Consider the following 15,972-nt stretch of genomic DNA (forward strand, 5'->3'; position numbering starts at 1 on the left):
GGGTCTGCGCGCGTCGCTACGCTCCTTGCTCCGCCCTAGAATGACGACACTCAGATGCTTTCGCCAACCGCTGCGGCAACATGTCGTTTCGAGCTAAAAGCTGAATCGGACAAACTGCTTAGCCGTCTATGCGCAACCCTTGATTTAGCGACCTCGACGGCGATTCAAAGGAAAGGACCACACCATGGCCACCACAAAGCTTCTCACCGATGCCGAGGTCGACAAAATCCCGGCGGTGAAGGCCGTGTTCGACGATATCCGCGCGACGCGGAAATCCGACTTCGTCAACAATTTCTGGCGTGGGCTGGCCAACGATCCGGCGGCGCTGAAGCGGGTGTGGGAACAGCTCAAGGCGGTGATGGTCGCCGATAGCGCCATCGATCCGCTGACCAAGGAAATGATCTATATCGCGGTCTCAGTCGCCAATGGCTGTTCCTACTGCATCCACTCGCACACGGCCGCGGCCCGCGCCAAGGGTATGACCGACGCGCAGCACGGCGAGCTTGTGTCGATCATCGGCCTGGCCGGCCAGACGAACCATCTGGTGACATCCCTGCAGATTCCAGTCGACCCGCAGTTCGAGGTGAAGTGAGTCGGGGGAGCGACACGGCGTTTCCGTGCCGCTGCCAGCAAAAAAATATCGCCCGGCGGCGGCCGTTCGCGCATTTCACAGGCTTGTGTGCTTGAATCAAAACTTTGCCCCGGCGCTGTTAAGGAAGTGACATGTAACGGCACTAAGGAAGCCGCACGCGCAGCCGTTCGCCCTTGGTCTCCGGTACGGCTTTCGCGGCGGAGCCGTCATGAAAATCGTTCAGATCACCGACACCCATTTCAGCCCGACCAAGCCGCATTTCAACGGCAATTGGGAGCCGCTGGCCGACTGGATCGAGCAAAGCGGCGCCGATCTCGTCATCCACACCGGCGATCTGACCGTCGACGGAGCCGACAAGGATGACGACATCAGCTTCTGCATGGGGCTGATGCGGGAGGTATCGAGACCCATGCTGCTGGTGCCCGGCAACCACGACGTCGGCCATCTGCCGGGTTCGCTGCAGCCGGTCGATGCGGCACGGCTGGAGCGCTGGCGCCGCTTGGCCGGTCCTGACTACTGGTCCGAAGATGCGGGAAACTGGCGGCTCATTGGGCTAAACAGCCAGGTGATGGGCTTCAACGATGCCGCGGAAGAAGCCCAGTTCGAATGGCTTCGGGAAACGCTGGAGAGTCGCGGCGGCCGCCACGTCGCGATGTTTACCCACAAGCCGCTCTTTGTCGACGATCCGGACGAAGGCGACACCGGCTATTGGAGCATCCGACCGGCGCAACGCCGGCGCCTCTACGATCTGATCGCCGCCCACGACGTGGCCCTGCATGCGAGCGGCCACCTGCATTGGGCGTGGAAGGGCAAATACGCAGGCACCTCCCTGGTATGGGGGCCGTCCGCCGCCTTCATCGTCGACACGATGGAACGCAAGATGCCGGGCGAGCAGCTGATCGGCGCCGTCATGCATCATTTTGATGACGCGGTCGCGAGCGAGATCGTCGCCGTGCCCGGCATGACCGCCTATGTCCTCGACGACGTGGTCGAGGAGGTCTATCCGCACGAGGCGCATAAGGTCCGCAGGAAAGCTGGGTGATGGGCGCGCTATCGCTTCGCGGCCTGAGCAAGGCCTTCGGCGGCAACGCGGTCCTCAAGGACATCAGCTTCGATGCCGAGCCCGGCGAATTCATCGCCCTGGTTGGCCCGTCGGGCTGCGGCAAGAGCACGTTGCTGCGCATCCTCGCCGGGCTCGACCATGCCGACACCGGCGAGATCCTGGTGGGCGGCAAGGAGATGTCGAACGTTGCCGCGGCCGACCGCAACATAGCCATGGTGTTCCAGTCCTACGCCCTCTATCCGCATCTGACGGCCAGCCAGAATATCGCCGTGCCGCTGGCCATGAAGCGGCTGAGCCGCGCACAGCGCCTGCCGCTGATCGGCTCCCTGCTGCCGGGCCAGAGAGAGCTGCGCGCCGGCATCGCGCGCGATGTGCGCGAGATGGCCACCTTGCTGAAGATCGATCATCTGCTCGACCGCAAGCCTGGCCAGATGTCTGGCGGGCAGAGGCAGCGCGTGGCGCTGGCGCGCGCGATGGTGCGCCATCCCAGCATCTTCCTCATGGACGAACCGCTTTCCAACCTGGATGCCAATCTGCGCGTCCATGCGCGCGGCGAGATCGTGGAATTGCACCGGCGCGCCGGTGCGCCAACGCTCTATGTGACGCATGACCAGGCCGAGGCGCTGTCGATGGCCGATCGCGTCGCCGTCATGATCGGCGGCCATCTGCTTCAGCTCGCCACGCCCGAGACGATCTACAACGACCCCACCCATATCGAAGTCGCGCGGTTCGTCGGCCAGCCGAGGATCAATATCCTGCAGGCGATCGCCGAAAACGGTCGCGTCGACTTCGAAGGCATGCGGCTGGCTTTGCTGGAGAAGGTGGCGAACGGCCCGATCAGCCTCGGCATTCGCCCGGAATTCGTCAAACTGTCCCCCAGCGGGCGGAGCGGCGTTGCCGGGCGGATTGAACGGCTGGAATTTCTCGGCTCGGAAGTCATTGCCCATTGCCAGCTCGACGTCTCCGGCGACAGCGTCATCGCCAAGCTGGCGCCGCAAGAGGCGAAGGACCTGATTGGCGGAATGCCAGTGGGCATCCTTCTGGCTCCTGAGCAGGCGATGGTCTTCGGGCCCGAGGGACGCCGGCTGCGCATCGCGGAAGTGGCGGGCGCACGGCAGGAGCCGGCCTATGTCTAGCGTTGCGCTGGCGGGCAATGTCCTGAGCGCCGCGACACTGCGTGCGCGCAGCGAGGACCGGACCGCCTGGCTGCTGGCGCTGCCGGCGATCGCGCTGCTCTTCCTGTTCGTGCTGTTGCCGGTGGTTGCCGTCGTCTTTCTGGGCTTCACCGATTTCGAGCTCGGCTACGGCAAATTCCGTATCGTCGGCTTCGAGAACTACGCGCATCTGTTCAGCGACCGCACCTTCCGAAAATCGCTGTGGAACACCACTCTCTACACGGCGATGGTCGCCCCGGTCTCGATCGCGCTCGGCTTGGGTGTCGCGCTTCTGATCGAAGGCGAATTGCGCGCGCGGGCTTTCTTCCGCACCGTCTACTTCCTGCCCGTGGCCTCGCTGATCGTCGCGATGGCAACCGTCTGGCAGTATATCTTCCATCCGACCATCGGGCCGCTCAACGCGCTGCTTTCGCTTGTCGGCATTCCCAGCCCGAACTGGCTCGGCGCCTCGAACACCGTCCTCTACAGCCTGTCGATCATCGGCGTCTGGCAGTCGGTCGGCTTCAACATGGTGCTGTTCCTGGCCGGCCTGACGGCGATCCCGCGCGAGCTCTACGCAGCGGCTGAAGTCGACGGCGCGAAATCGGCGCTCGACCGGTTCTTCCTGGTCACCTGGCCGATGCTCGGGCCGACGACGCTGTTCGTCGTCACGATCAGCATCACCAATGCGGTGAAGGTTTTCGAGACCGTGAAGATGCTGACTGACGGAGGCCCGAACAAGGCGTCCGAAGTGCTCCTCTTCACCATCTACCAGGAGGGCTTCGTCTATATGCGCGTCGGCTATGCGTCGGCGATGACGGTGGTTTTCCTGGCGATCCTCGTCGTTTTGATGTTCCTGCAGTATCGCGTCCTCGACCGGCGGGTACACTACACATGACCAGCATCTCGGTCGGCCGCATCGTCCGCTTCACGCTGCTTTCGCTCGGTGCGCTGATGATTCTGGCGCCCTACATCTTCATGATCTCGACCGCCGGCAAGACGCAGAGCGACATCTTCACAGCGGCGCTTTCGCTGATTCCGCAGCATCCCTTCTTCGCTGAGAATTTCGCCAAGGCGCTGGAGAGGGTGCCAATGGCAACGCTGCTGTGGAACGGCATCGTCGTGTGCGGACTGATCTTCTTCTTCCAGGTCGCGGTCGCGATCCCTTGCGCCTACGCGATGGCCAAGCTGAAATTTCGCGCGGCGCGCATGATGATGGTGCTGGTCATGCTCGGCCTTCTGGTTCCCATCCATGCGACCGCTCTGCCGCTCTATGTCGCGTTCGACCGCATGTCGCTGCTCAACAGCTACACCGCGCTGGTCGCTCCGTTCACGATCTCGGTGTTCGCGATCTTCATGTTCCTGCAGTTCTTCCGCGCCATGCCCGACGACCTCATCCACGCGGCGCGGCTCGACGGCATGTCGGAGCTCGGCATCATCGCGCGCGTCATCGTGCCCAACGCCTGGCCGGCCGTCACCGCCTTCGCGATCTTTTCCGTCGTCGCGCACTGGAACGATCTCTACTGGCCGCTGATCGTCATCAGCAAGCAGGCCTACGCCACGCCGCCGCTCGGCCTGATGTATTTCCGCGCCGCGGAAGCGGGCGACGACTACGGCGCGCTGATGGCCGCGACGCTGATCATCACCCTTCCTCTCGTCGTCGCCTTCCTGCTCGCGCAGAAGCGCTTCGTCGAAGGCATCACCATGACCGGTCTCAAAGGCTGACCGGCCAACAAGGAGCACGAGCAATGAAGCATTTCTCCAGGATTATTGCCATGGCGGCGGTGTCGCTGGCATCGGCCCTTCCGGCCTATGCCGACACGACACTGACGGTCCACTATCCGATGCCCGGTTTCTTCAAGAACGTGATGGACACGATCTCGAAGAAGTTCATGGAAGAGAATCCCGACATCAAGATCCAGTTCGCCAGCCCGTCCGCGACCTATGAGGAAGGCATCCAGACCATTCTTCGTCAGGTCGGCACCGACGAGATGCCCGACATCACCTTCATCGGCCTCAATCGCCTGCGCATGCTCAACGAGCGCGACGTCGCCGTCGACCTCGGGCCGCTGGTGAAGAAGGACGGCAACATGGCCGAGCAAGGCTTCTCCGACACCATACTGAAGCTCGCGCAGGTGAACGGCAAGCAGATCGGGCTGGCCTTCGCCACCTCCAATCCGATCATGTATTACAACGCCGATTTGGTGAAGGCGGCCGGTGGCGATCCGGACAATCCGCCCAAGACCTGGGACGAGGTGATCGCCCTTGGCGGCAAGATCAAGGCGCTCGGCAACGGTGTCGACGGCATCGACTTCCGCTGGCAGGGCGATGATTGGATGTTCTCGGCGCTGCTGTTTGGCGCCGGGGGCAAGATGCTGAACGGCGACGAGAGCAAGGTCGCTTTCAACAGTCCAGAAGGCGAGAAGGCTGTCGAGCTTATCGAGCGGATGGTGAAGGAAGGCGGCATGCCGGTCTTCACCAAGCCGGCGGGCGAGCAGGCTTTCGCGGCCGGCAAGGTCGGCTTCGAATTCCAGACCACAGGCGCGCTGGTCAACACGATCAAGAATGTCGGCGACAAGTTCACGCTGCGCACGGCCAAGATTCCGCTGATCGATCCGGTCAACGGCCATTTGCCGACCGGCGGCAATGCGGTGGTCATCCTGACCAAGGACACCGCGAAGCAGGAAGCCGCCTGGAAGTTCGCCAAGTTCGCCGCCGGCCCGTACGGCGCGTCGGTGGTGGTGCCCGGAACCGGCTATGTCCCCAACAACGAACTCGCCGCGAAATCACCTGATTATCTCGGCGATTTCTACAAGAAGAACCCGCTGTTCCAGGCCGGCCTCAGCCAGATGCCGCTGATGGTTCCGTGGTACGCCTTCCCCGGCACCAACGGAGTCAAGGTGACGCAGACCATCGTCGACAATCTGTCGCGCATCGTCGACCAGTCGGCGACGCCGAAGGAAGCGCTTGCCGACGCCGCGAGCGACGTCGAAGGCATGTTGCCGACGCAATAACTGCTTGCTCCGCAAGCCGTCGCGCCTACCCGGCGCGGCGGCTTTCCGAAGCGCTATACCGGCCGGTAAACCTTCTCCGCCGTGTTCCAGAAGATGTCCGCCTCGGCCTTGGCGCCATGCTTCGCAACCGCACTGCGATGCGCCTTGATCAGCTCGGTGTGGCTGGTCCACAGCTTCTCGATCGGGAAGTTCGAGCCGAACATCAGCCGGTCGCTGCCGAGGATTTCGATGGCGTTGTCGACAATGTAGGCGATGAGGTCCGGGTCGTTGCGGTGCACGAAAGTGCCGAGCCCCGAGAGCTTGGCGTAGAAATTAGGCGCCGCCGAAAGCGTGCGGAGACCCGCCTTCCATGCTTCGGTGGTTTCCGGCTCCATGCCGGTCAGCATGCCGGCATGGGTGAGGATGAAATTCGTCTGCGGGTTTTCGCCAACCAGCCTCAGTCCATCTTTCATCTGCGCCGGGAAAAGCTGCAGGTCGAAGGCGAGGCCGTAGTCCTTCAGCCGCGCCACGTTGGCGCGCACCTTGGGATCGATCACCTGATCGGCGGAGGCGGCGAAGCGGAAGGCGGGCGTCTCATGCCAGTGAAGCTGCATGCGCACGCCGCGCAGCAGCTTGTATTTCATCAGCCGGTCGATCTGCGGGCGGACGTCGTCGACCGTCATGTCGGCATAGCCGACGATGGCGTGCGGCCAGCCGGTTTCGTCGGCGGTCTTCTGCAGGAAGGCGACCTCTTTTTCGAAATCCTCCTTGGCCCAGTTCGTCTGGACATAGACGGCTTTCTCGACGCCCAAGCCTTTCTGGTCTTCGAGGAACTCCGTGATCGGATAGTCGCGGCGGATCGGCTCGTAGGGGCCGAAGATGCGCGGCACCATGGGGCCGACCAGCCAGGGCTGGTCCTTTTGGCGCCAGATGTGGAAATGCGCGTCGATGGCTTTCTGCATCACGATACTCTTTTCCAGATGGCTGAAGCCGCAGGCGCAGGACGGGCGAGCGACAGGATGAAATCGGTCAGGCTTCCCACCGACGAGCCGTCGACCAGATCGTCGAGCGCCGGCAGGATGGCGCGGAGTGCCGCCGTCGCCGGGCGAAAGCGCGGATCGCCGGCGAGCGGCGTCGCCAGCGACAGCCGGAAAGCGCGGGCGCTGAAGCGGCGCATGGCGGTTTCGAGGTCCGCGTGGTCGCCGCGCTCCAGCGCATCCGAGAGAATGACGACCGCGGCACCGCGCGCGAAAGCGGAAAAGCGCGGCACCGAGAGGAAGGCCAGCAATGTCGGTCCCATGCGCGTTCCGCCGTCCCAGTCATCGACCTGGGCGGCCGCGCGCGCCAGCGCCTGGCCACGGTCGCGGATGCGCAGCGCGGAGGTGATGCGGGTGAGCCGCGTGCCGAAGGTGAAGACCTCGGCACGGCCGGCGCCTTGTACCGCAGCATGCGCCAGCTTCAGATAATCGGCGGTGTGCACCTTCATCGAGCCCGAGACGTCGATGAGCAAAAGCAGTTTTCGGGGCACGGTCTGCCTACGACGCAGCAGGGGCGAGGGGATGTCACCATCGGCGCTGACGATTTCGCTGAGCGAGCGTCGAAGGTCGAGCGTGCCGTGCGAGCGGGTGCGCGCGGTGCGAAAGGAACGGCGCGCGGGCAGGGCGCATGCGAGCTTGCGGCGGAATGAACCAAGGCCATCGGAATCGCGCTGGAAGTCGCGTGCGCTCAACTGCTCGAGCGCTGAGGACAGTTCGCCGCCTTTCTCCTGGCGGGCGACCTGATTTTCTTCCTCCCGTGTACCGCGATCATCCTTGATGCGGGTTTCCTCGTCATCTTCGCCTTCGATCGAAGGCTTGGCGTCGCCGTAGAAGTAGCCACGAAAGTGCGCGTCGAATTCGCCGCGGCGGTCGGGCGAGGGCGCCAGCGTGGCAAGGGCTGCTTTGCGGATGTCGTTCATCGAGCGCGGTCCGAGCAGGGTGACTGCCTGCATGAAGCTAGTTACCTGTTCGGGCGCGATGGCGAAGGCGTGACGGCGCAGCAGGCGGGCGAAGCCCAGAAAAGGCGCAGCGGCACGAGGCAAGCTTTCCCCACGCATCATTCCTTCGCGCCCCCCTCTGTCCTGCCGGACATCTCCCCCACGAGGGGGGAGATTAGCAGCGTTGGCGCGCCGCTCAATTCTGCCAGGCTGAAGATTGGCGAAAGCCGGCGCGACATCTGATCTCCCCCCTTGAGGGGGAGATGTCCGGCAGGACAGAGGGGGGCGCGAAGGAATGATGCGTGGGGAAAGCTTGCCTCGTGCCGCTGCGCCTTTTCTGGGCTTCGCCCGCCTGCTGCGCCGTCACGCCTTCGCCATCGCGCCCGAACAGGTAACTAGCTTCATGCAGGCAGTCACCCTGCTCGGACCGCGCTCGATGAACGACATCCGCAAAGCAGCCCTTGCCACGCTGGCGCCCTCGCCCGACCGCCGCGGCGAATTCGACGCGCACTTTCGTGGCTACTTCTACGGCGACGCCAAGCCTTCGATCGAAGGCGAAGATGACGAGGAAACCCGCATCAAGGATGATCGCGGTACACGGGAGGAAGAAAATCAGGTCGCCCGCCAGGAGAAAGGCGGCGAACTGTCCTCAGCGCTCGAGCAGTTGAGCGCACGCGACTTCCAGCGCGATTCCGATGGCCTTGGTTCATTCCGCCGCAAGCTCGCATGCGCCCTGCCCGCGCGCCGTTCCTTTCGCACCGCGCGCACCCGCTCGCACGGCACGCTCGACCTTCGACGCTCGCTCAGCGAAATCGTCAGCGCCGATGGTGACATCCCCTCGCCCCTGCTGCGTCGTAGGCAGACCGTGCCCCGAAAACTGCTTTTGCTCATCGACGTCTCGGGCTCGATGAAGGTGCACACCGCCGATTATCTGAAGCTGGCGCATGCTGCGGTACAAGGCGCCGGCCGTGCCGAGGTCTTCACCTTCGGCACGCGGCTCACCCGCATCACCTCCGCGCTGCGCATCCGCGACCGTGGCCAGGCGCTGGCGCGCGCGGCCGCCCAGGTCGATGACTGGGACGGCGGAACGCGCATGGGACCGACATTGCTGGCCTTCCTCTCGGTGCCGCGCTTTTCCGCTTTCGCGCGCGGTGCCGCGGTCGTCATTCTCTCGGATGCGCTGGAGCGCGGCGACCACGCGGACCTCGAAACCGCCATGCGCCGCTTCAGCGCCCGCGCTTTCCGGCTGTCGCTGGCGACGCCGCTCGCCGGCGATCCGCGCTTTCGCCCGGCGACGGCGGCACTCCGCGCCATCCTGCCGGCGCTCGACGATCTGGTCGACGGCTCGTCGGTGGGAAGCCTGACCGATTTCATCCTGTCGCTCGCCCGTCCTGCGCCTGCGGCTTCAGCCATCTGGAAAAGAGTATCGTGATGCAGAAAGCCATCGACGCGCATTTCCACATCTGGCGCCAAAAGGACCAGCCCTGGCTGGTCGGCCCCATGGTGCCGCGCATCTTCGGCCCCTACGAGCCGATCCGCCGCGACTATCCGATCACGGAGTTCCTCGAAGACCAGAAAGGCTTGGGCGTCGAGAAAGCCGTCTATGTCCAGACGAACTGGGCCAAGGAGGATTTCGAAAAAGAGGTCGCCTTCCTGCAGAAGACCGCCGACGAAACCGGCTGGCCGCACGCCATCGTCGGCTATGCCGACATGACGGTCGACGACGTCCGCCCGCAGATCGACCGGCTGATGAAATACAAGCTGCTGCGCGGCGTGCGCATGCAGCTTCACTGGCATGAGACGCCCGCCTTCCGCTTCGCCGCCTCCGCCGATCAGGTGATCGATCCCAAGGTGCGCGCCAACGTGGCGCGGCTGAAGGACTACGGCCTCGCCTTCGACCTGCAGCTTTTCCCGGCGCAGATGAAAGATGGACTGAGGCTGGTTGGCGAAAACCCGCAGACGAATTTCATCCTCACCCATGCCGGCATGCTGACCGGCATGGAGCCGGAAACCACCGAAGCATGGAAGGCGGGTCTCCGCACGCTTTCGGCGGCGCCTAATTTCTACGCCAAGCTCTCGGGGCTCGGCACTTTCGTGCACCGCAACGACCCGGACCTCATCGCCTACATTGTCGACAACGCCATCGAAATCCTCGGCAGCGACCGGCTGATGTTCGGCTCGAACTTCCCGATCGAGAAGCTGTGGACCAGCCACACCGAGCTGATCAAGGCGCATCGCAGTGCGGTTGCGAAGCATGGCGCCAAGGCCGAGGCGGACATCTTCTGGAACACGGCGGAGAAGGTTTACCGGCCGGTATAGCGCTTCGGAAAGCCGCCGCGCCGGGTAGGCGCGACGGCTTGCGGAGCAAGCAGTTATTGCGTCGGCAACATGCCTTCGACGTCGCTCGCGGCGTCGGCAAGCGCTTCCTTCGGCGTCGCCGACTGGTCGACGATGCGCGACAGATTGTCGACGATGGTCTGCGTCACCTTGACTCCGTTGGTGCCGGGGAAGGCGTACCACGGAACCATCAGCGGCATCTGGCTGAGGCCGGCCTGGAACAGCGGGTTCTTCTTGTAGAAATCGCCGAGATAATCAGGTGATTTCGCGGCGAGTTCGTTGTTGGGGACATAGCCGGTTCCGGGCACCACCACCGACGCGCCGTACGGGCCGGCGGCGAACTTGGCGAACTTCCAGGCGGCTTCCTGCTTCGCGGTGTCCTTGGTCAGGATGACCACCGCATTGCCGCCGGTCGGCAAATGGCCGTTGACCGGATCGATCAGCGGAATCTTGGCCGTGCGCAGCGTGAACTTGTCGCCGACATTCTTGATCGTGTTGACCAGCGCGCCTGTGGTCTGGAATTCGAAGCCGACCTTGCCGGCCGCGAAAGCCTGCTCGCCCGCCGGCTTGGTGAAGACCGGCATGCCGCCTTCCTTCACCATCCGCTCGATAAGCTCGACAGCCTTCTCGCCTTCTGGACTGTTGAAAGCGACCTTGCTCTCGTCGCCGTTCAGCATCTTGCCCCCGGCGCCAAACAGCAGCGCCGAGAACATCCAATCATCGCCCTGCCAGCGGAAGTCGATGCCGTCGACACCGTTGCCGAGCGCCTTGATCTTGCCGCCAAGGGCGATCACCTCGTCCCAGGTCTTGGGCGGATTGTCCGGATCGCCACCGGCCGCCTTCACCAAATCGGCGTTGTAATACATGATCGGATTGGAGGTGGCGAAGGCCAGCCCGATCTGCTTGCCGTTCACCTGCGCGAGCTTCAGTATGGTGTCGGAGAAGCCTTGCTCGGCCATGTTGCCGTCCTTCTTCACCAGCGGCCCGAGGTCGACGGCGACGTCGCGCTCGTTGAGCATGCGCAGGCGATTGAGGCCGATGAAGGTGATGTCGGGCATCTCGTCGGTGCCGACCTGACGAAGAATGGTCTGGATGCCTTCCTCATAGGTCGCGGACGGGCTGGCGAACTGGATCTTGATGTCGGGATTCTCTTCCATGAACTTCTTCGAGATCGTGTCCATCACGTTCTTGAAGAAACCGGGCATCGGATAGTGGACCGTCAGTGTCGTGTCGGCATAGGCCGGAAGGGCCGATGCCAGCGACACCGCCGCCATGGCAATAATCCTGGAGAAATGCTTCATTGCTCGTGCTCCTTGTTGGCCGGTCAGCCTTTGAGACCGGTCATGGTGATGCCTTCGACGAAGCGCTTCTGCGCGAGCAGGAAGGCGACGACGAGAGGAAGGGTGATGATCAGCGTCGCGGCCATCAGCGCGCCGTAGTCGTCGCCCGCTTCCGCGGCGCGGAAATACATCAGGCCGAGCGGCGGCGTGGCGTAGGCCTGCTTGCTGATGACGATCAGCGGCCAGTAGAGATCGTTCCAGTGCGCGACGACGGAAAAGATCGCGAAGGCGGTGACGGCCGGCCAGGCGTTGGGCACGATGACGCGCGCGATGATGCCGAGCTCCGACATGCCGTCGAGCCGCGCCGCGTGGATGAGGTCGTCGGGCATGGCGCGGAAGAACTGCAGGAACATGAAGATCGCGAACACCGAGATCGTGAACGGAGCGACCAGCGCGGTGTAGCTGTTGAGCAGCGACATGCGGTCGAACGCGACATAGAGCGGCAGAGCGGTCGCATGGATGGGAACCAGAAGGCCGAGCATGACCAGCACCATCATCATGCGCGCCGCGCGAAATTTCAGCTTGGCCATCGCGTAGGCGCAAGGGATCGCGACCGCGACCTGGAAGAAGAAGATCAGTCCGCACACGACGATGCCGTTCCACAGCAGCGTTGCCATTGGCACCCTCTCCAGCGCCTTGGCGAAATTCTCAGCGAAGAAGGGATGCTGCGGAATCAGCGAAAGCGCCGCTGTGAAGATGTCGCTCTGCGTCTTGCCGGCGGTCGAGATCATGAAGATGTAGGGCGCCAGAATCATCAGCGCACCGAGCGAAAGCAGCGTGAAGCGGACGATGCGGCCGACCGAGATGCTGGTCATGTGTAGTGTACCCGCCGGTCGAGGACGCGATACTGCAGGAACATCAAAACGACGAGGATCGCCAGGAAAACCACCGTCATCGCCGACGCATAGCCGACGCGCATATAGACGAAGCCCTCCTGGTAGATGGTGAAGAGGAGCACTTCGGACGCCTTGTTCGGGCCTCCGTCAGTCAGCATCTTCACGGTCTCGAAAACCTTCACCGCATTGGTGATGCTGATCGTGACGACGAACAGCGTCGTCGGCCCGAGCATCGGCCAGGTGACCAGGAAGAACCGGTCGAGCGCCGATTTCGCGCCGTCGACTTCAGCCGCTGCGTAGAGCTCGCGCGGGATCGCCGTCAGGCCGGCCAGGAACAGCACCATGTTGAAGCCGACCGACTGCCAGACGCCGATGATCGACAGGCTGTAGAGGACGGTGTTCGAGGCGCCGAGCCAGTTCGGGCTGGGAATGCCGACAAGCGAAAGCAGCGCGTTGAGCGGCCCGATGGTCGGATGGAAGATATACTGCCAGACGGTTGCCATCGCGACGATCAGCGAGGCCACGGGCAGGAAGTAGACGGTGCGGAAGAAAGCCCGCGCGCGCAATTCGCCTTCGATCAGAAGCGCGACACCCAAGCCGAGCGCGATCGAGACCGGGGCGACCATCGCCGTGTAGAGAGTGGTGTTCCACAGCGATTTTCGGAAGGTGCGGTCGCTGAACAGATGCGCGTAGTTCTCGAAGCCGACGATACGGAATTTGCCGTAGCCGAGCTCGAAATCGGTGAAGCCCAGAAAGACGACGGCAACCACCGGCAACAGCACGAACAGGAAGAGCAGCGCGATCGCCGGCAGCGCCAGCAGCCAGGCGGTCCGGTCCTCGCTGCGCGCACGCAGTGTCGCGGCGCTCAGGACATTGCCCGCCAGCGCAACGCTAGACATAGGCCGGCTCCTGCCGTGCGCCCGCCACTTCCGCGATGCGCAGCCGGCGTCCCTCGGGCCCGAAGACCATCGCCTGCTCAGGAGCCAGAAGGATGCCCACTGGCATTCCGCCAATCAGGTCCTTCGCCTCTTGCGGCGCCAGCTTGGCGATGACGCTGTCGCCGGAGACGTCGAGCTGGCAATGGGCAATGACTTCCGAGCCGAGAAATTCCAGCCGTTCAATCCGCCCGGCAACGCCGCTCCGCCCGCTGGGGGACAGTTTGACGAATTCCGGGCGAATGCCGAGGCTGATCGGGCCGTTCGCCACCTTCTCCAGCAAAGCCAGCCGCATGCCTTCGAAGTCGACGCGACCGTTTTCGGCGATCGCCTGCAGGATATTGATCCTCGGCTGGCCGACGAACCGCGCGACTTCGATATGGGTGGGGTCGTTGTAGATCGTCTCGGGCGTGGCGAGCTGAAGCAGATGGCCGCCGATCATGACGGCGACGCGATCGGCCATCGACAGCGCCTCGGCCTGGTCATGCGTCACATAGAGCGTTGGCGCACCGGCGCGCCGGTGCAATTCCACGATCTCGCCGCGCGCATGGACGCGCAGATTGGCATCCAGGTTGGAAAGCGGTTCGTCCATGAGGAAGATGCTGGGATGGCGCACCATCGCGCGCGCCAGCGCCACGCGCTGCCTCTGCCCGCCAGACATCTGGCCAGGCTTGCGGTCGAGCAGATGATCGATCTTCAGCAAGGTGGCCATCTCGCGCACATCGCGCGCGATGCCGGCGCGCAGCTCTCTCTGGCCCGGCAGCAGGGAGCCGATCAGCGGCAGGCGCTGTGCGCGGCTCAGCCGCTTCATGGCCAGCGGCACGGCGATATTCTGGCTGGCCGTCAGATGCGGATAGAGGGCGTAGGACTGGAACACCATGGCTATGTTGCGGTCGGCCGCGGCAACGTTCGACATCTCCTTGCCGCCCACCAGGATCTCGCCGGTGTCGGCATGGTCGAGCCCGGCGAGGATGCGCAGCAACGTGCTCTTGCCGCAGCCCGACGGGCCAACCAGGGCGATGAATTCGCCGGGCTCGGCATCGAAGCTGATGTCCTTGAGGACCGCGTTGCCGCCGAAGGCCTTGCTCAGGCCGCGAAGCGATAGCGCGCCCATCACCCAGCTTTCCTGCGGACCTTATGCGCCTCGTGCGGATAGACCTCCTCGACCACGTCGTCGAGGACATAGGCGGTCATGCCGGGCACGGCGACGATCTCGCTCGCGACCGCGTCATCAAAATGATGCATGACGGCGCCGATCAGCTGCTCGCCCGGCATCTTGCGTTCCATCGTGTCGACGATGAAGGCGGCGGACGGCCCCCATACCAGGGAGGTGCCTGCGTATTTGCCCTTCCACGCCCAATGCAGGTGGCCGCTCGCATGCAGGGCCACGTCGTGGGCGGCGATCAGATCGTAGAGGCGCCGGCGTTGCGCCGGTCGGATGCTCCAATAGCCGGTGTCGCCTTCGTCCGGATCGTCGACAAAGAGCGGCTTGTGGGTAAACATCGCGACGTGGCGGCCGCCGCGACTCTCCAGCGTTTCCCGAAGCCATTCGAACTGGGCTTCTTCCGCGGCATCGTTGAAGCCCATCACCTGGCTGTTTAGCCCAATGAGCCGCCAGTTTCCCGCATCTTCGGACCAGTAGTCAGGACCGGCCAAGCGGCGCCAGCGCTCCAGCCGTGCCGCATCGACCGGCTGCAGCGAACCCGGCAGATGGCCGACGTCGTGGTTGCCGGGCACCAGCAGCATGGGTCTCGATACCTCCCGCATCAGCCCCATGCAGAAGCTGATGTCGTCATCCTTGTCGGCTCCGTCGACGGTCAGATCGCCGGTGTGGATGACGAGATCGGCGCCGCTTTGCTCGATCCAGTCGGCCAGCGGCTCCCAATTGCCGTTGAAATGCGGCTTGGTCGGGCTGAAATGGGTGTCGGTGATCTGAACGATTTTCATGACGGCTCCGCCGCGAAAGCCGTACCGGAGACCAAGGGCGAACGGCTGCGCGTGCGGCTTCCTTAGTGCCGTTACATGTCACTTCCTTAACAGCGCCGGGGCAAAGTTTTGATTCAAGCACACAAGCCTGTGAAATGCGCGAACGGCCGCCGCCGGGCGATATTTTTTTGCTGGCAGCGGCACGGAAACGCCGTGTCGCTCCCCCGACTCACTTCACCTCGAACTGCGGGTCGACTGGAATCTGCAGGGATGTCACCAGATGGTTCGTCTGGCCGGCCAGGCCGATGATCGACACAAGCTCGCCGTGCTGCGCGTCGGTCATACCCTTGGCGCGGGCCGCGGCCGTGTGCGAGTGGATGCAGTAGGAACAGCCATTGGCGACTGAGACCGCGATATAGATCATTTCCTTGGTCAGCGGATCGATGGCGCTATCGGCGACCATCACCGCCTTGAGCTGTTCCCACACCCGCTTCAGCGCCGCCGGATCGTTGGCCAGCCCACGCCAGAAATTGTTGACGAAGTCGGATTTCCGCGTCGCGCGGATATCGTCGAACACGGCCTTCACCGCCGGGATTTTGTCGACCTCGGCATCGGTGAGAAGCTTTGTGGTGGCCATGGTGTGGTCCTTTCCTTTGAATCGCCGTCGAGGTCGCTAAATCAAGGGTTGCGCATAGACGGCTAAGCAGTTTGTCCGATTCAGCTTTTAGCTCGAAACGACATGTTGCCGCAGCGGTTGGCGAAAGCATCTGAGTGTCGTCATTCTAGGGCGGAGCAAGGAGCGTAGCGACGCGCGCAGACCC

The 15,972-nt window shown here is 63.6% G+C and carries 16 protein-coding genes; 8 read left to right on the forward strand and 8 right to left on the reverse strand.

Annotation, left to right across the window (positions count from 1 at the left end):
- Window positions 1-184: 184 nt before the first annotated feature.
- The 6 genes from FJW10_RS29770 (at window position 185) to FJW10_RS29795 (ending at window position 5,823) form a co-directional block, all read left to right on the forward strand.
- Window positions 185-592, forward strand: coding sequence for a carboxymuconolactone decarboxylase family protein (locus tag FJW10_RS29770; RefSeq protein ID WP_140640020.1), 408 nt, complete (start codon window positions 185-187; stop codon window positions 590-592).
- 208 nt (window positions 593-800) lie between these two features.
- Window positions 801-1,634 carry a metallophosphoesterase gene (locus FJW10_RS29775; protein WP_140786309.1) on the forward strand — a complete coding sequence of 278 codons (834 nt, stop codon included), beginning with the start codon at window positions 801-803 and terminating at the stop codon, window positions 1,632-1,634.
- Window positions 1,634-2,791, forward strand: a complete 1,158-nt coding sequence (locus tag FJW10_RS29780; RefSeq protein WP_140902705.1) for an ABC transporter ATP-binding protein — start codon at window positions 1,634-1,636, stop codon at window positions 2,789-2,791. The genes FJW10_RS29775 and FJW10_RS29780 overlap by 1 nt, the downstream gene beginning before the upstream one ends.
- Window positions 2,784-3,707: a sugar ABC transporter permease gene (locus FJW10_RS29785; RefSeq protein ID WP_140902706.1), complete on the forward strand. Its 924-nt coding sequence runs from the start codon at window positions 2,784-2,786 to the stop codon at window positions 3,705-3,707. The genes FJW10_RS29780 and FJW10_RS29785 overlap by 8 nt, the downstream gene beginning before the upstream one ends.
- Window positions 3,704-4,534 carry a carbohydrate ABC transporter permease gene (locus FJW10_RS29790; protein ID WP_140828803.1) on the forward strand — a complete coding sequence of 277 codons (831 nt, stop codon included), beginning with the start codon at window positions 3,704-3,706 and terminating at the stop codon, window positions 4,532-4,534. The genes FJW10_RS29785 and FJW10_RS29790 overlap by 4 nt, the downstream gene beginning before the upstream one ends.
- A gap of 23 nt (window positions 4,535-4,557) precedes the next feature.
- Complete coding sequence (locus FJW10_RS29795; protein WP_140902707.1) at window positions 4,558-5,823, forward strand: ABC transporter substrate-binding protein; 1,266 nt, start codon at window positions 4,558-4,560, stop codon at window positions 5,821-5,823.
- Between the two features lie 53 nt (window positions 5,824-5,876).
- Here the strand turns inward: FJW10_RS29795 and FJW10_RS29800 are convergent, their stop codons facing one another.
- Both FJW10_RS29800 and FJW10_RS29805 read right to left on the reverse strand, forming a co-directional pair.
- Window positions 5,877-6,764, reverse strand: coding sequence for an amidohydrolase (locus FJW10_RS29800; protein ID WP_181177714.1), 888 nt, complete (start codon window positions 6,762-6,764; stop codon window positions 5,877-5,879).
- Window positions 6,764-7,900: a VWA domain-containing protein gene (locus FJW10_RS29805; RefSeq protein WP_140902709.1), complete on the reverse strand. Its 1,137-nt coding sequence runs from the start codon at window positions 7,898-7,900 to the stop codon at window positions 6,764-6,766. Before FJW10_RS29805 ends, FJW10_RS29800 begins: the two co-directional genes overlap by 1 nt.
- Before the next feature lie 172 nt (window positions 7,901-8,072).
- On the opposite strand from FJW10_RS29805, the gene FJW10_RS29810 reads away from it, so the two are divergent.
- Together FJW10_RS29810 and FJW10_RS29815 are read left to right on the forward strand one after the other, a co-directional pair.
- Window positions 8,073-9,209, forward strand: a complete 1,137-nt coding sequence (locus tag FJW10_RS29810; protein ID WP_140902709.1) for a VWA domain-containing protein — start codon at window positions 8,073-8,075, stop codon at window positions 9,207-9,209.
- Complete coding sequence (locus FJW10_RS29815) at window positions 9,209-10,096, forward strand: amidohydrolase (protein ID WP_181177714.1); 888 nt, start codon at window positions 9,209-9,211, stop codon at window positions 10,094-10,096. The genes FJW10_RS29810 and FJW10_RS29815 overlap by 1 nt, the downstream gene beginning before the upstream one ends.
- 53 nt (window positions 10,097-10,149) lie before the next feature.
- Here FJW10_RS29815 and FJW10_RS29820 read toward each other — a convergent pair whose 3' ends face one another.
- From FJW10_RS29820 to FJW10_RS29845, 6 genes are all read right to left on the reverse strand, one after another.
- Window positions 10,150-11,415, reverse strand: coding sequence for an ABC transporter substrate-binding protein (locus tag FJW10_RS29820; protein ID WP_140902707.1), 1,266 nt, complete (start codon window positions 11,413-11,415; stop codon window positions 10,150-10,152).
- A 23-nt stretch (window positions 11,416-11,438) separates the two neighbouring features.
- A complete protein-coding gene (locus tag FJW10_RS29825; RefSeq protein ID WP_140828803.1) occupies window positions 11,439-12,269 on the reverse strand; it encodes a carbohydrate ABC transporter permease in 831 nt (276 codons plus the stop codon).
- Window positions 12,266-13,189: a sugar ABC transporter permease gene (locus FJW10_RS29830; RefSeq protein WP_140902706.1), complete on the reverse strand. Its 924-nt coding sequence runs from the start codon at window positions 13,187-13,189 to the stop codon at window positions 12,266-12,268. Before FJW10_RS29830 ends, FJW10_RS29825 begins: the two co-directional genes overlap by 4 nt.
- Window positions 13,182-14,339: an ABC transporter ATP-binding protein gene (locus tag FJW10_RS29835; RefSeq protein WP_140902705.1), complete on the reverse strand. Its 1,158-nt coding sequence runs from the start codon at window positions 14,337-14,339 to the stop codon at window positions 13,182-13,184. The genes FJW10_RS29830 and FJW10_RS29835 overlap by 8 nt, the downstream gene beginning before the upstream one ends.
- Window positions 14,339-15,172, reverse strand: a complete 834-nt coding sequence (locus FJW10_RS29840; RefSeq protein WP_140786309.1) for a metallophosphoesterase — start codon at window positions 15,170-15,172, stop codon at window positions 14,339-14,341. The genes FJW10_RS29835 and FJW10_RS29840 overlap by 1 nt, the downstream gene beginning before the upstream one ends.
- A 208-nt stretch (window positions 15,173-15,380) precedes the next feature.
- Window positions 15,381-15,788, reverse strand: a complete 408-nt coding sequence (locus FJW10_RS29845; protein WP_140640020.1) for a carboxymuconolactone decarboxylase family protein — start codon at window positions 15,786-15,788, stop codon at window positions 15,381-15,383.
- Window positions 15,789-15,972: the final 184 nt, after the last annotated feature.

The sequence above is a fragment of the Mesorhizobium sp. B4-1-1 genome (assembly GCF_006439375.1).
Taxonomy (GTDB): domain Bacteria; phylum Pseudomonadota; class Alphaproteobacteria; order Rhizobiales; family Rhizobiaceae; genus Mesorhizobium.